A 15,732-nucleotide genomic window follows, 5' to 3' on the forward strand; every position below is an offset into this window, starting at 1 on the left:
TCAATTTAAATTTAAGGCAGTAATGAACAAGTACTTTTGAACATTAAAAGTTATTCCAAAATATCAACGATCTCGGATTACACCAATCAAAAATGGTATTTTCGTTTGCAACAAAAATAAACGAAATCTACCGGTTTGGCTAGCACAAAAAAAATCAAGAAGGTAACTCCTTTAATGAAACAGTACAATACCATCAAGACTAAATATCCTGATGCTTTATTACTATTTCGCGTAGGTGATTTTTATGAAACTTTCGGTGAAGACGCTGTAAAAGCCTCGAAAATTCTTGGCATTATTTGCACGCATAGAAACAATGGTGGTGATCGCACCGAATTAGCAGGTTTTCCACACCATTCCTTAAATACATACCTTCCTAAATTAGTAAAAGCAGGTCAGCGCGTAGCCATTTGCGACCAACTTGAAGATCCAAAATTAACCAAAACTATCGTTAAGAGAGGTGTTACCGAATTGGTGACGCCGGGTGTAGCCTTAAATGATGATATACTCTCAGCTAAATCTAACAACTTTCTTTGTGCCGTTCACTTTGGTAGAAAATTATTAGGTATTTCATTTTTAGATATTTCTACAGGTGAATTTTTAACAACCCAAGGAAGTACAGAGCAAATAGACAAACTTTTACAGAATTTCTCGCCTAATGAAATTCTTATTTCGAAAGCGCATCGCAATGAATTTCATGACATTTTTGGATCCAATTACCATACTTTTTTAGTAGAAGATTGGGTATATCAAGAAGACTACGCCAATGAAACACTTAATAGCCATTTTAAAACTACAAGTTTAAAAGGCTTTGGAGTAGATCATCTGCAAGAAGGAATTGTTGCCTCCGCGGTAGTTTTGCATTATTTATCAGAAACACAACATCGGCAATTACAGCACATAAATACACTGCAAAGAATTGCAGAAGAGGATTATGTTTGGATGGATCGCTTTACCATTAAAAACCTAGAGCTTTATCATTCAACAAATGCCAATGCTGTAACACTTATAGATATTATTGACCGCACATTATCACCAATGGGTGGTCGGTTAATGAAAAGGTGGCTTGCATTGCCCTTAAAAAATGTTGAAAAAATAAAACGAAGACATCAAGTTGTTTCGCATCTTTTTAAAGATTCAATCGGTCATGATAACCTAAAAGGTTGGATAAAACCCATGGGCGACATTGAACGTTTAATTTCAAAAGTAGCAACAGGCAAAATTAATCCGCGAGAAGTTGTTCAGCTTAAAAACTCTTTGGTTTCTATTACTCCAATCAAACAATTTTGTGAAGACAGCGAAAATGAAGCGCTGCAATTAATAGGTACTTCTTTAGATACTTGCAAAGTATTACAAGATAAAATAACAGGAATGCTTAGCGAAGATGCTCCAGTTAATATTCTTAAAGGCAATGCCATTGCTAAAGGCTATTCTGAAGAATTGGATGAACTTCGTGGTCTAGCTTTCTCCGGTAAGGACTATCTGAATAAAATGTTAGCCCGTGAAACGGAGCGCACAGGAATAACATCACTTAAGATAGCCTCTAATAATGTCTTCGGCTATTATATAGAAGTCCGTAATACTCATAAAGATAAAGTTCCGGAAGAATGGATTCGCAAACAAACTTTGGTCAATGCTGAACGCTATATCACAGAAGAACTAAAAGAATATGAAGCGAAAATTTTAGGTGCGGAGGAGCGTATTTTAAGTTTAGAGCAACAACTTTTTGCACAATTAATAGTCTGGATGCAAGAGTATATTGTGGTGGTACAGCAAAATGCACAGCAAATAGCGAATCTAGATTGTTTAAGTAGTTTTGCCCAATTGGCAAAAGACAATAACTATGTTGCCCCAGAATTAGATGATTCTACCGCATTAGATATTAAAAATGGGCGACATCCTGTAATTGAAAAACAATTACCTCCCGGTGATACTTATATTCCCAATAATGTATCACTTAACCGTGATGCTCAACAAATAATTATGATTACGGGGCCTAACATGAGTGGTAAATCTGCTATTTTAAGACAAACCGCGCTTATTGTACTCTTGGCCCAAATGGGGAGTTTCGTTCCTGCAGAATCGGCAAAAATTGGGTATGTAGACAAGATTTTTACACGTGTAGGAGCAAGTGATAACATTTCTATGGGTGAATCTACATTTATGGTTGAAATGAATGAAACAGCTTCAATTCTGAATAACTTATCTGACCGAAGTCTAGTATTACTTGATGAAATTGGCCGTGGTACCAGTACTTATGATGGTATTTCTATTGCTTGGGCTATATCTGAATACCTTCACGAACATCCAGCAAGAGCAAAAACACTTTTCGCTACTCATTATCACGAGTTGAATGAGATGGCAGAGACATTTGAGCGAATCAAAAATTATAATGTTTCCATTAAAGAGCTTAAAGACAAAGTATTGTTTTTACGAAAATTAGTTGCCGGTGGTAGTGAACATAGTTTTGGTATTCATGTAGCTAAAATGGCTGGAATGCCCCAACAAGTAATACACAAGGCTAATAAAATACTTAAGAAACTGGAAAAATCGCACTCTAGTGAAGAACTAACAGATAAATTACAAAGTGCACAGGATGAAATGCAACTCAGTTTTTTCAATCTAGACGACCCCTTGTTGGAACAGATTAAAGAAGAAATAACTCATTTAGACATCAACACACTTACTCCTGTTGAGGCACTTATGAAACTAAATGAAATTAAGCGATTGCTTACAAAAAATAAAAAGGCCACCAGTTAATTTACAATCAAGTTATTTTTAAAAGAAATTCCTTTGCGTTTTATAGAATTGTATTAAATTTGCATCCGCATTACGAAAGAAATGCACGTTCTTTTAAAGCCTGTTTATAGACAGGCAAGTTTAAAAATCACACGCGAAAGTAGCTCAGGGGTAGAGCATCACCTTGCCAAGGTGGAGGTCGAGGGTTCGAATCCCTTTTTTCGCTCTGAGAAAACGCTGCTGGTCAGCGTTTTTTTATTCATGTACTAACGAGTACATTGAAGCTCGAGTGGTGGAATTGGTAGACACGTTGGACTTAAAATCCAATGGACATTAGTCCGTATGGGTTCAAGTCCCATCTCGAGTACTTTAAACCCTGTTAATCAAATGATTAGCAGGGTTTTTTTATTTTTACTTTACCGATATCTTACCGACAAAATTAGTTTTAGTCTTTTATAAGTTCTAAAACATCTATATATAAATCTAAGGTTTCAATTATTTTCTATTTGAATTTCAAAATTCCATTCAATCAGATTTAACTTAAGTCTAAAAATAACAATTTAGTTATTCGCTAATATTATCAGAAAGCTTTTTAATTCATATCAAAATTCAAATAATCACAATTTTTTGTTTCAAAATGCATTTTCGCAAGTAATAGCCAATTAATATTTGGATATTTACTTCTCTAAGTCTAATTAGAAAATAAAAACACAAAGTCTAATACGAATGAAAAGTATCCTCCTACTATTACTTATTAGTGTAACACTTTTTAGCTGCACGAATACTTCTGATCAAAAACAAAACAGTACTACCGAAACAAGTTATAAAAAAATAACTTCTAGTTGGGAAAACCTTTCTACTGAAGCAAATTCTATTGGGAAACCCGAATGGAGACCGATGCTTCAATATGTCGCAGAGTTACACAAAAAAAGTACGCATCCTGCGAAATGGCCTTTTGATTATGAATGGGAAGAAATTGGACCTGGCTATATCTATGGTCCTGCATTTGGCCATTGGGATATTGTTAATCAAGCAATCGATGTTGTGAATTCTCATCCAGAACACGCAATCAAGCAAATGTTTAACAATATAAAAAACCAAGAAGCGGACGGTTTAATTCCTGGCTCAATTTGGATGCCCAATGCAGAATCTGATACCGTAACATGGGATAAAAAAATAGGACATCCGCCGTTCTGGCCTTTTGCAATTGAAGATTATAGAACAGTAACTGGGAATGATTCTATTATAAACCAGTTCTATTCGCCATTAATTAGACAAATTACCTGGTTCGAAAATAACAGAAAAGCAGAAGGTGAAGGATTTTTTTATAATGATATTCTGCTTAAAGAATGGGAAAGTGGCATTGACGAAGGAATTCGGTTTGACGACACTAAAGATGGAAAATTTGCATGTATCGATGCTACATGCCATGTTTATTTCATGTATGAAATGGCTAGTAAATGGTCTAAAGAATTAAAATTAGACCCTACTTATTTTGAAAAAAGAGCTAGCGACTTAAAGCGTTTTATTCAAACTAAATTATATTCTGAAAAAGAAGGTCTATTTTATGATTCTTGGGCTATGGAAGACCCAAAGCTTAGAAGTTTAGCTTTCGAAACTTTATTTCCTTTGGTTTTCGGCGTGGCAACACAACAACAGGCAGATCGGCTAATAGACGACTACCTCTTAAATACAGAATATTTTAACACCACCCACCCTCTTGCTACTGTTGGTAAAAAAGATCCAAAATTTGAACTAAGAATGTGGCGTGGCCCTTCATGGAATAGTATGACCTATTGGATTGCTCGTGGTTGTGCAACATACGGGAGAGAGGATGCCACTAAAATACTTTTGGAGAAAGCTTTAAATGAAAGCTCGAAACAGTTTAAAGAGACAGGAACCATATGGGAATTCTACAACCCTTTAGGGGGAAGTCCAAAAGATGTTTTACGAAAACCCCAAACTGAGAAAAACGAACCGTGTGTTGATTATCTTGGACATAACCCTTTAATAGAGATGTCTAGACTTTATGATAAAGTGAAATAATTTTAAATTCTGTGTTAGGTTAAAGTAATCATATTAGATTTACTATTGATAACAAAACATTTAAAGTTTATGCTCTAATGCGTATATGGAACAGTACCAGTTTCGTCAACTGTATAACCCCATTTTTCTATATATGCTAAGCCAGCTAGAAACTCGTCTCCGGTTTCTTCTAACCTTGTACTAAGCTTACTATCTAGATCATTTTGGATTGAAGCATAGGTTGCATTGCCTACTAAATTATTCATTTGAAATGGATCTTTATCATTATCAAACAATAACCAAGGTCCATTTAAATCACGAGCATAGGTATATTTCAAAGTTTTAAGCGCCCTATATTCACGTCCTCCATATTTTATACTGTTCCATTGACCAAAGGGTTGTACGCAGGTGAGTAACGTTGATTTTCCAATATCCTCTTTTCCCTCTAGATAGGCTCTATAATCTAACCCTTCAACCGTATTGGGAATTGAAATTTCACATAAACTTAAAAGTGTTGGCATTATATCTTCAGAATTTATTAAAGCGTCTCGTTCACCCTTTTTAATCTTATATTTTTCTGGTAGATAATACAACATAGGTACTCGAGCTGATTCTTCGTAAGGTTGTTGTTTTTTATAGGCGCCATGCGAACCTAACAAATCGCCATGATCTGCAGTAAAAACAATAATTGTATTGTCTAATTGACCTGAATCTTTTAGATTTTTTATCACCTTCCCAATCATGTCATCAATGGCAGCAATATGAGCGTAATAGCCAGCCAAATCTTTTTTAGCCTTTTCCTTTAAATTTTCGGGTACGTTTTTGCGAAGTTTAATTTCTTCAGCATTAAATCGATTTCTATATTCTTCAGGTGCTGTATGGTATGGAGCATGTGGAGTACCGTAAGATAAAATCATTAGAAATGGATTTTTCGAATCCTCCTTATCTTTAATATAGTCTATAGCAGCATCTGTTTGTTTAAATGTATCATAACCTTCCCAAACTTTTCTATTGGGGTCGTCATTATCATAATAAACCGATTCATTATAATCATGTGTACATTCATTCCCTTTCCAAAACTGAAAACCCTGTCTTCTTTTTCCCGGCGCTACATTCTGTAAGCGACCATGACCATCTAAATGCCATTTACCTATATAACCTGTATCATAACCTTCTTTGGCAAAAACTTTCGCCATAGTTACAGCATTGGTATCTAGTTGCACATCATTCATAAAAACACCATGCGTAAGAGGTCTTTGCCCCGTTATTAATGATGCCCGAAAAGGTGAGCACACCGGCATACCAGAAACCGCATTTTTAAAATTTACGCTATTGCTTGCCAAACTATCTAAATTAGGTGTATGCACATTCACATCACCAGCATAACCAGTTGCCTGTGCCCGCCATTGATCCGTTAATAATATTAAAACATTAGGAGGCGATTCTATTTGATTGTCAATTGATTTTTCATTTTTAGAATTACAGGCCCATACACTAGCACATACAGTTATTAGCAACACTAAGCTTTTAGTACATTTCATTCTATAATTTTAAATTATTTCGCAACAAATGAATAACTTCTAGAATAACTTGAAAGTCTATTATCTTGATCCCAAATGCGTACTTTCCAAAAATAAGTAGTTCCCCTTTTTAAATCACCTTGCACGTGCTCTATAACTGAATTATTCTCAATTTTCACCTTCTTACTATCCCATACATCTCCAATATTATTTATACTATTTTCTTCAGACGAAGACACTACTATTTGATAAGCGGTTTGCGAACTAATCTTTTCTGGCTTTACCCATTCATAATTTGGCCTTGGAGATTTCGTCTCAACATTTGTTTTAAAAACAACCTGTAAGCCTTTCGGCCCTTGCGAATATTCATCAGAAAGTTCAACAATTAATTCGTTGGTTTTTTTACGGAATGTTTTTAACCTATTCAAGTGAAATGGGTCTTTGGCAAGATTATTTATCTCTTGCGGGTCATCATTTAGATCATACAATTCCTCAAAAGATTGGTCATTTACATATCTAAAATACTTCCAGTCTTTAGTGCGAACTCCCTCACTAGGTGGAATATCTTTAAACTCCCATAAATGCTCTATTAATACGGTATCTCTATTAAAATTATTATTTTTAGCAGCTACAGGCATTAGGCTTTTACCTTGCCAAGAACCTGGTTTTTTAAGGCCTGCCAAATCTAATATTGTAGCTGGTACATCTATATTTAAAGCTAAGACATCGCTATCTTCTTGGCTCTTAATTCGTGGATCATAAACTATTAAGGGTACTCGAACTGAGTTATCATACAACAACCATTTACCTGCCAATTGTCGCTCTCCCAAAAAGTAACCGTTATCACCCATAAGAATGATTACTGTGTTTTTATCTAAACCCTTTTTCTTTAACTGCTCTCTTATTTTTGTTATTTCACGATCAACTCCAGCAATCATTCTATAATAGCCTTTTACACTATGCTGATATTTTTCAGGCGTATCATAACGCCATGTCCATCGCAATCGATTAAAACCATCACGTACAAATTTGGGTTGGGCTTCAAAATAAGTATCATCACTTATTTTCGCCGGTGGTATTTTTATATTCTCAAGAAGTGTATTAGATTCTTGTTGCCAAAAGTACTGGTCTTTAGCTCCATCATGTGCATGAGGCGCACTGAAACTAAGTGACAAACAAAAAGGTTCGTTATTATTCGTATTCTCAATATAATCTATAGCCCTTTGACCCGTATATCTAGTCAAGTGCACAGTATCTTTTCCTAGCGTTTTAAAGTAATACCCACGTCGGTCTTTAAATTTATTATTTCTATCGTACGATTCAAATTCATCAAATTGTTTATCGAGACCCTTATATTTAACGCCATACTTTCCAAAAAAGGCCGTTTTATATCCGTTTTCTTTTAAGATTCTAGGATATGAATCTGTCATATAAGATTCTCGAATATTGCCTGTTTGAAAATTAAAACTATGAGTTCTTTCGTACAACCCTGTCAAAATACTTGCCCTACTCGCCGCGCATATTGGCGTGGTAACCATAGCCTTTTTAAAGTATGTACCTTCTTCCGCCAACTTATCCATTTCAGGCGTAGAAATGAGTTTATTACCTGCGTAACCCAGTGCATCAAAACGTTGATCATCCGTTAGAATGAAGATTATATTTGGTTTTTGATTTTTTTGCTCGTTCTGCGTCTTTTGTGCTTTTATAGGGAGTATGCACAAGATTAAAATAATAATACACGAAATTCTAGATCTCATAAAATTGTTCTTAATTAAGTTGGTCACAATTATCCGTTTAACGTTATGATCAATACTCACATACATTATTAAAGGATATCCCTGTAATTTAAACAATTTTAAAAATGCTAGAAAATGTTATTTTCAAGTTTGAAAGTAAGATCTACTTATTTAGCTTATGTAGCGCCTCTAAAACTTCTGAAGCCCTCATTCTCTCCGTATAATTTGCTTCTACATGAGCAGCCTCCACTATACCATCTTTATTTATTATAAATGTAGCAGGTACGGGTAAAGTAATAGAACCATTGCCATTTAACAAGGATAAATCTCTACGATTGTGGTAATCTTCTCCTGGATCAAATTGCAAGTTATATGCTTTTATTACTTCTTGGTTAGCATCACTTAGCACTTCAAAGTCTAGTTCATTTTTCTCTTTTGCTGTTAATGCACTATCCGGATTCTGAGGACTTATTGCCAATAATGAGGCACCTAAAGATTTAATTTCTGGCAATTTCATCTGAATTTCGCGTAAATCCAAATTACAAATCGGACACCACTCTCCACGATAAAATTTAATAACCACAATGCCCTTTTTTAATTCTTCAGAAAGTAACACTTCCTTCCCAAGCGCATTTGGCAACTTAAAGTCAGGTGCTTTCTCACCAACCTTCAAACCTCTTACTTCACTTGCATTCGCAATTACTAATTTCTGAAAATCTTGTAACTCACTCATTTATATAAATTTAAATAATAATCTAACTTGGCGATAGTTTTTACTTTTAATACAACTACAATAAAAATTAAGATGCAATCACCAACATCCGCTATCTTTCAAGTAGTTACTTAGTATTTGAAAATCAAATTTACCAATTCTTTATCACCAGTTATGATAATAAAATCATATAATTGAAAAGTAATTTTTTTATGGAATATCTTTTTTTATACCCAATTTAAGAAGTATGGTCTCCAACAAACACCATTTAGTGAATGCAGACTGTATTAAATTAACGCCAATAAAAACGGTAAACCATAACCAGTTTATATTTACGTACACCGCCATTACCACACTAAACAAAACGAATGTGCCAACTAAAACTCTAAAATATGTATTTAACATTATAATTATTTTTAAGATTAAATCGATTTTTCAATGGGAACAACAACTGCCTTAATTGGGTTATTAGTTTCCATATTTTGATTGAATGTTTTGATGAGTTCGAAAAGCGCATAAATGTTTTCTTCTTCAGTAAAAGAGAAAAACATACTGGATTCCACACCGCTTTTTTTAGCAGGAAACCAGCTAGCTGTCCGCACTAATGCCGTTGAATTTTTATATCCATCAATGTCGGAGCCACTATAGCTCTCAAACTTTACCTCTTTAAAGAGTTGAAGAATTTCTTTCTCATACTCTTCTACGACCGTGACAATAAGTAGTTTCATTTTTTTTATCTTTAATTTCACAGTGCTCATTTGAAACGAATTTCAAGAATAATAATTTCGTGCTTATTCACCCTTCAATCCATTACTGAACTACATCAGTTCCACCTTGAGGGGTTAGCGGACTTTCTGGATACTTCTTGCGTTCTATCATATAATACACCAATGGCACTACTAATAGCGTCAATACAGTTGACACGATAGTACCGCCCATTAATGAAATTGCTAATCCTTGAAAAATTGGGTCAAAAAGAATAACGAATGCTCCAATTACAACCGTTCCGGCTGTCAATAAAATAGGGGTAGTACGCACTGCACCAGCCTCAATGGCTGCTTGTTTCAGCGGCACACCTTCTGCCAAGCGCAGATTTATAAAATCGATAAGTAATACCGAATTACGAACCATTATTCCTGCTAATGCAATCATACCAATAAAAGATGTTGCGGTGAAAAAAGCACCCATAATCCAATGTCCTAGAATAATTCCTATTAATGATAAGGGTATAGCTACCATCATCACAATTGGTGCTTTAAAGTTTTGAAACCAACCTACAATCAAAATATAAATTAATATTATGGCTCCCAAAAAAGCTATTCCTAAATCACGAAAAACTTCGAGTGTTATTTGCCATTCACCATCCCATTTAACAGTATAATCATCTTCAAATTCGGGCTGTCCTAAATACATTTCATTAATTTCATAACCCTGAGGCAATGTTATTTCTTTTAGCTTTTCTTCCATCCCTAAAATCGCATAAGCCGGACTCTCTAATTCGCCTGCCATATCTGCCATTACGTATACCACACGTTTTTGATTTTTTCTATAAATACTTTTTGCACTAGTAGTTTTAACGATATCAACCAAATCCGCAATAGGCACCATACTACCTTGTTTTGAGGTAACTTTTAATTGCGAAATATCATTAATTGTTGATTTTTCTTTCTCATCTAAAGCTAAAATCAATCCAACTTGATTGTTGGCATCCTCATCATACAAATTATTTATTGGTCTGTTCGAAAGTGCCATATTCATGGTATAGGCAATTTGTTTTGGAGCTACACCATAAAGCATTCCTTTTTCTTTGTCTATATTAAATTGATACTCCGTTTGGTCTGCTTCAACCATCCAATCTATATCTACTACATCATCTGTATTTTTCAATATATTCTGTACGCTACTCGCAATTTTTATTTGTTCTTGGTAATCTGGGCCATAAACTTCGGCCACAATTGTAGACAAAACTGGTGGTCCTGGTGGTACCTCAACTAATTTTACATTTGCATTATACTTGGCTGCTATTTTTTGAATATCAGGTCGCAATAACTTGGCTATATCATGGCTTTGTGCAGAACGCTCACCTTTATCAATAAGATTCACCTGAATATCAGCCATATTACTTCCACCACGTAAGTCGTAATGACGAACCAGACCATTAAATGTTATTGGAGCAGAAGTGCCTATATAATTTTGATAGTTTACAACTTCTGGGCGCGTAGATAAATATTGTGCTATTTCTTGTGCGACCACTCCAGTACGTTCTAGTGTAGTGCCTTCTGGCATATCAATTACAACTTGAAATTCATTTTTATTATCAAAAGGCAACATTTTTACAGCCACCGATTTGGTGAAAAACAACACCATAGACCCCATAAGCAACAAAAAGGTAAACCCTAAAAACAACCAACGCTTTCTACTATTTTCAATTAATGGTCGTTCAAATTTGTTGTAAATCTTGTAGATATACGTTTCTTCTAAAGGCTTTTCTTTCTTTTCAACTTTTCCCTTCTTCTCTTTTTCTTTCAAGAAAATATAGCCCAAATATGGCGTAATTGTCAAAGCAACAAATAAGGATAAAATCATTGCTATGGAGGCACCAATAGGCATTGGTGCCATATATGGCCCCATTAAACCAGATACAAATGCCATTGGTAATACCGAAGCGATTACAGTAAAGGTTGCCAGTATAGTTGGGTTACCAACTTCGTTAATAGCATACAATGCAGCTTGTTTAAATGGCAAGCGTTTCATTTTAAAATGCCTATGCATATTCTCGGCGATAATAATGGAATCATCAACGACAATACCAGTTACAAATACTAGAGCGAAAAGTGTTATTCTATTCAGGGTATAATCTAGCATATAATAACTCAATAAGGTCAACGCAAATGTTATGGGAACAGACAAGAAGACAACCAAACCACCACGCCAACCCATAGCCAACATCACCACAAGTGTCACAGCAATTATAGACCCTATTAGGTGTAATAATAATTCTGACACTTTATGTGAAGCAGTTTCTCCATAGTTTCTAGTTATTTCTACATTGACATCTCCAGGAATTAAAGTTGTTCGTAAATGGTCTACTTTATTAATAACTATATCAGCAATTTTCATAGCATCGGCACCTTTTCTTTTGGCTACCGATATTGTAACAGCTGGATATTCAGATTTATAATCTGTACTTTTTTCACTCGCCTGTCCAAACCCTAAAGACACATAACTTTGTGGAATCTCTGGCCCATCAATAATATTGGCTATTTGTTTTAAGTATATAGGTTGGTTCTGTTGCACACCAACAACTAAATTTTCAACATCAGTTACCGAAGCCAAAAAGTTACCAGTATTTACTAAAAATTCAGTATCATTTTTATCGAAACTACCGGAACTTAATTGGGCATTATTTGCCTTTATCATTTCAGAGACGGTCATAAAATCTAGTCCACTTGCAGCTAACTTGTCCTTATCTAAAACTACACGTAATTGACGGTCTTGATTACCGATCTTATGTGTAATAGCAACGTCATTTACTTTTTTAATCTCACTCTCCAACTCTTGTGCCATTTGGCTTAACTGGTACCCATCATAATTTTCGCTCCATAATGTAAGTCCTAACATTGGAACATCATCAATAGCTCGCGTTTTAACCAATGGAAATGTTACACCTTGCGGCATAATATCCATATGCTTATTAATTTCATTATATAATTTAACAAAAGAGCGTTCGATATCTTCACCTACATAAAATTGTACGATTACCATACCTTGTTCCTTCATCGCAGTGGAATAAACGTATTCTACCCCTTTAATGTTTGAGATTAATTTCTCTAATGGTTTTATCACACGTGACTCTACTTCGGTAGGACTCGCACCTGGATAACCCACAAAAATATCTGCCATTGGCACATCAATCTGTGGCTCTTCTTCTCTTGGAATAAGAAAAGAACTGTATACCCCAATGACCATAAAAACTATCATTAGAAGCACCGTTAACTTACTGCCTATAAACATCTTGGCAATCTTGCCTGCTAAACCTTCCTTCATTCTTTCTTGTTATTTAATTTGGGCGTATCGCCGGGCTTTTCACTTTTACTCCTCGCTCGCTTTGGTAGTTGTGAGGTAACCGTTCAATCCCTGACGCAGACTTTTTTATTGATTAGCTATTTTAGCACCATTGAATAATTTTCCTTCCGCTGAAACTATATATTGCTCATCGGCAGAAAGACCAGACAACACTTCTACTTTATCACCATAAGTTCTCCCTAAGCGCAACCAACGCAACAACGCTGTGCTGCTTTGACTTACTGTATAAATTCCTGTTAATTGTCCATTATTCACAACCGCTTCAATCGGTATCATAACTACTGAACTTTTAGTTTTGTTTGTAATCGGAAATTGCACCGTAGCATACATACCCGATAATATTTGAGCACCTGTCTTCTCTAAAACTACTTTTACCAAGTATTGTCCACCTGTATTTTTAGAAGAAGTACTCACTTCGGTTACGTTTCCTTTGACATCCTGTTGTAAGGCCTTTAATTGCACTATAACTTCTGTGTTCTTTTTTATATCAAGAATTTCTGATTCAGGAACAAGTGCCAAGACTTGATATTGTTCGGGAGATTCCACTTCCAATAATGGCATACCAGGGTTGGCCATATCACCAGCATTAATAAATTTATTAGTTACAACTCCCGAAAAAGGTGCGCGTATGTTAGCATAACCCATTTGTGCATTAGCTCCATTTTTCATCTGTTTCGCTGACTCTAAACGTGCTTTTGCCATATTATAATTAGCTGTATTGTCATCCAACTCTTTTTGAGAAGCACTATTTTCTTGAAATAATATCGTAAATCGGTTGAAGTCTTTTTCAGCATTTGTGAAAGCTGCCTCTGCTTCTACTATACCAGCATTTACTTGAGCTAATTTGGCAGAAACATCTGCATTATTAACACTCATTAATAACTGTCCGTTTTGCACTTTATCACCTACCTTAACATAAATCTTATCTACATAACCCATCAACCGTGTACTAATATTGGCGCTTTTTGTTGCCTCAATTTTACCACTAACTGATAAATTAGAACTGCCATTATCCTCACTAACAGTTTTGACAACAACGGTAACTGCGGGGGAATTATCAGCTACTGTTTTCTTTTCTTTATTTCCACAACTAGTTATAATTAATGTGGCACCTAATATTGCTGTTATTATGTATTTTCTATTTTTCATTGTTAACTATTTTTTATTCCAAATTCGGTGAATATGGAAATCTTATATTTTATTTTTTTAATCTATTGCGCTAATTAATAACTTTTGTTCTATTTTATTCTTTAGTTAAAAATTGCACATAAGCCAAGGCATAATTGTATTGAAAAACAGTAGCGAAATAAGCTAACTGCTTTTCAGAAAATTGTGTTTCAGACATTAATAAATCCGTAGTTTTTTCTAATCCTTGTTCAAATCTGTTGGTACGAATACGCAATGCCTCTTTAGATTGTTCTAATGCTAATTTTGTAAGTTTTAGTTTATTTTTCGCGTCTTGAAAACCTCTATTTGCTTTACTCAGCTCTAACTGACTTTCAGATTTATATTGTTCTAATTGTAATTTAGATTTGTTGTATTCCGCTTTACTCTTTTGTGATTTTCCAAAACGTTTACTGCCTTCGAAAAGACTCCATTCAAGCTCTGCTCCAAATAGATAACCATTTGCACTGCCCTGAAAAATTTCATCATCATGCAGTTCATAAGTCCCAAATGCATTTAATCGCGGTAAGAAAGACATTTGGTCTGCTTTGTGCATTTGTCGATATGCCTCGGTAGCAGAATTCATCGCTAAAATATCCTTGCGGTTTTCAGACAACTTAACTTCAGTTACTACTTTATTTTTAACCAATAAGGAATCTGCAGGTTTAAGAATTTTATTACTATCATCATTCATTAACACCGACAAATAGTTACTGGCATTTAGAATACTACTATTAGCATATTGCAATTGATTTTCAATTTCAGTTACTCGTACCTCTATGGCCAAAACATCTGATTTTTGTAAATATCCCTGCTTAAAACTATTAGCTGCAATACGTTTATTTTCAATTGCTGTTTCCATGGCTTTTTCTAAAACTCCAACTGTTTTATAAGCAAGTTGTAATTGCATATAGGCTTTTTCAACCTCAAGATAAAGGTAATCTTGCGTACGTTCAGACTGCAATTCGGTGGCATTCCATTTTGCTTTTGCTGCTTTTCGCTGATATATTCCATCAAAATTAACTAGTGGCTGTTGCACCTCTATTCGTGTTGCATAGTCTTCAATTTGACTGGGATTGTTTAATAAATCAGGATTGAAATCTGCTGCTGTTAAAATCTCTTGGTTTAGTTTAGAACCAAATGCCATTAATGGATTTGTAGTAGCTATACCCGTATGAGAAACACTTATATTGGGTAATATCACAGTATTTGTTTGATTATAATCACCTTTAGCTGCTAACACATCTTCATGTGCCATTTTAATGGTATTGTTACGCTCCTTAACTTTAGCTATAACTTCTTCCTTAGTTATCGGAACAAGTTCTTGAGTATAACCTAAATAAAAAGCAAAAAATGCTAACCACATTAATATATACTTCATCGTATTCATTTATTTACGACAAAATTAAAGCGGTAAAACATCCCACACAGTAACCTATGTTACCAAAGAAAAATTGATAATAAAAAAAGGCACCCCCCATCACAAAGGTGCCTTTTACAACCAACCAAATAAGCTGTACAACAGCATATTTCTCTTAAATATTTTACGTGAACATCAGGTATTCTAAATCATATAAATAATCTTTGTTTAGTATATTTAGTTCTTTGCCTCTCTAGTGCCACCATGACCTCCAGCCACAATCACTAATATTTTAATACTTAACCAAATAAATTTAAAAAACTGAATGATGGGGTTCATCATATAAAAACGTTTCGATTTTGATATCCTTTGTGTCATCACGTGGCAGTTTTA

The 15,732-nt window shown here is 34.7% G+C and carries 11 protein-coding genes and 2 tRNA genes; 4 read left to right on the forward strand and 9 right to left on the reverse strand.

Annotation, left to right across the window (positions count from 1 at the left end; translation table 11 throughout):
- Nucleotides 1–174 precede the first annotated feature (174 nt).
- The 4 genes from mutS (at nucleotide 175) to ABJF52_RS15960 (ending at nucleotide 4,782) form a co-directional block, all read left to right on the forward strand.
- Entirely contained in the window at nucleotides 175–2,757 is a 2,583-nt protein-coding gene (mutS, locus tag ABJF52_RS15945) for a DNA mismatch repair protein MutS (protein WP_348152464.1), read from the forward strand.
- A gap of 133 nt (nucleotides 2,758–2,890) precedes the next feature.
- Nucleotides 2,891–2,962: transfer RNA gene (locus tag ABJF52_RS15950), tRNA-Gly, on the forward strand.
- A 57-nt stretch (nucleotides 2,963–3,019) separates the two neighbouring features.
- A tRNA-Leu gene (locus ABJF52_RS15955) sits at nucleotides 3,020–3,103 on the forward strand.
- 359 nt (nucleotides 3,104–3,462) lie between these two features.
- Complete coding sequence (locus tag ABJF52_RS15960) at nucleotides 3,463–4,782, forward strand: trehalase family glycosidase (RefSeq protein WP_348152467.1); 1,320 nt, start codon at nucleotides 3,463–3,465, stop codon at nucleotides 4,780–4,782.
- 74 nt (nucleotides 4,783–4,856) lie between these two features.
- Here the strand turns inward: ABJF52_RS15960 and ABJF52_RS15965 are convergent, their stop codons facing one another.
- The 9 genes from ABJF52_RS15965 to ABJF52_RS16005 all read right to left on the reverse strand — a co-directional run bounded on the left by ABJF52_RS15965 (nucleotide 4,857) and on the right by ABJF52_RS16005 (nucleotide 15,717).
- Nucleotides 4,857–6,302 carry a sulfatase-like hydrolase/transferase gene (locus ABJF52_RS15965; protein ID WP_348152470.1) on the reverse strand — a complete coding sequence of 482 codons (1,446 nt, stop codon included), beginning with the start codon at nucleotides 6,300–6,302 and terminating at the stop codon, nucleotides 4,857–4,859.
- Between the two features lie 14 nt (nucleotides 6,303–6,316).
- On the reverse strand, nucleotides 6,317–8,038 hold the full coding sequence (locus ABJF52_RS15970) for a sulfatase (RefSeq protein WP_348152472.1): 1,722 nt from the start codon (nucleotides 8,036–8,038) through the stop codon (nucleotides 6,317–6,319).
- A gap of 142 nt (nucleotides 8,039–8,180) precedes the next feature.
- Nucleotides 8,181–8,750 (reverse strand): peroxiredoxin-like family protein, encoded by a 570-nt coding sequence (locus tag ABJF52_RS15975; protein WP_348152475.1) that lies wholly within the window; start codon nucleotides 8,748–8,750, stop codon nucleotides 8,181–8,183.
- A 189-nt stretch (nucleotides 8,751–8,939) separates the two neighbouring features.
- Complete coding sequence (locus tag ABJF52_RS15980; RefSeq protein ID WP_348152478.1) at nucleotides 8,940–9,134, reverse strand: DUF2892 domain-containing protein; 195 nt, start codon at nucleotides 9,132–9,134, stop codon at nucleotides 8,940–8,942.
- A gap of 17 nt (nucleotides 9,135–9,151) precedes the next feature.
- Nucleotides 9,152–9,457: a hypothetical protein gene (locus tag ABJF52_RS15985; protein WP_348152536.1), complete on the reverse strand. Its 306-nt coding sequence runs from the start codon at nucleotides 9,455–9,457 to the stop codon at nucleotides 9,152–9,154.
- A gap of 82 nt (nucleotides 9,458–9,539) precedes the next feature.
- Entirely contained in the window at nucleotides 9,540–12,776 is a 3,237-nt protein-coding gene (locus ABJF52_RS15990; RefSeq protein ID WP_348152481.1) for an efflux RND transporter permease subunit, read from the reverse strand.
- Nucleotides 12,777–12,881: 105 nt separating this feature from the next.
- A complete protein-coding gene (locus ABJF52_RS15995) occupies nucleotides 12,882–13,964 on the reverse strand; it encodes an efflux RND transporter periplasmic adaptor subunit (protein ID WP_348152484.1) in 1,083 nt (360 codons plus the stop codon).
- A 94-nt stretch (nucleotides 13,965–14,058) separates the two neighbouring features.
- Complete coding sequence (locus tag ABJF52_RS16000; protein ID WP_348152487.1) at nucleotides 14,059–15,360, reverse strand: TolC family protein; 1,302 nt, start codon at nucleotides 15,358–15,360, stop codon at nucleotides 14,059–14,061.
- A gap of 216 nt (nucleotides 15,361–15,576) precedes the next feature.
- Complete coding sequence (locus ABJF52_RS16005) at nucleotides 15,577–15,717, reverse strand: hypothetical protein (protein ID WP_172976396.1); 141 nt, start codon at nucleotides 15,715–15,717, stop codon at nucleotides 15,577–15,579.
- Nucleotides 15,718–15,732 lie beyond the last annotated feature (15 nt).

The organism is Aurantibacter sp. (assembly GCF_039941195.1).
Classification (GTDB): domain Bacteria; phylum Bacteroidota; class Bacteroidia; order Flavobacteriales; family Flavobacteriaceae; genus Aurantibacter_A.

Excerpts from the sequence above, each read along its gene's own strand:
- mutS (WP_348152464.1), top strand. The coding sequence starts at position 175 with ATGAAACAGTACAATACCATCAAGACTAAATATCCTGATGCTTTATTA.
- ABJF52_RS15965 (WP_348152470.1), bottom strand. The coding sequence starts at position 6,302 with ATGAAATGTACTAAAAGCTTAGTGTTGCTAATAACTGTATGTGCTAGT.
- ABJF52_RS15990 (WP_348152481.1), bottom strand. The coding sequence starts at position 12,776 with ATGAAGGAAGGTTTAGCAGGCAAGATTGCCAAGATGTTTATAGGCAGT.
- ABJF52_RS15970 (WP_348152472.1), bottom strand. The coding sequence starts at position 8,038 with ATGAGATCTAGAATTTCGTGTATTATTATTTTAATCTTGTGCATACTC.
- ABJF52_RS15960 (WP_348152467.1), top strand. The coding sequence starts at position 3,463 with ATGAAAAGTATCCTCCTACTATTACTTATTAGTGTAACACTTTTTAGC.
- ABJF52_RS15985 (WP_348152536.1), bottom strand. The coding sequence starts at position 9,457 with ATGAAACTACTTATTGTCACGGTCGTAGAAGAGTATGAGAAAGAAATT.
- ABJF52_RS15995 (WP_348152484.1), bottom strand. The coding sequence starts at position 13,964 with ATGAAAAATAGAAAATACATAATAACAGCAATATTAGGTGCCACATTA.
- ABJF52_RS16000 (WP_348152487.1), bottom strand. The coding sequence starts at position 15,360 with ATGAAGTATATATTAATGTGGTTAGCATTTTTTGCTTTTTATTTAGGT.
- ABJF52_RS15975 (WP_348152475.1), bottom strand. The coding sequence starts at position 8,750 with ATGAGTGAGTTACAAGATTTTCAGAAATTAGTAATTGCGAATGCAAGT.
- ABJF52_RS15980 (WP_348152478.1), bottom strand. The coding sequence starts at position 9,134 with ATGTTAAATACATATTTTAGAGTTTTAGTTGGCACATTCGTTTTGTTT.
- ABJF52_RS16005 (WP_172976396.1), bottom strand. The coding sequence starts at position 15,717 with ATGACACAAAGGATATCAAAATCGAAACGTTTTTATATGATGAACCCC.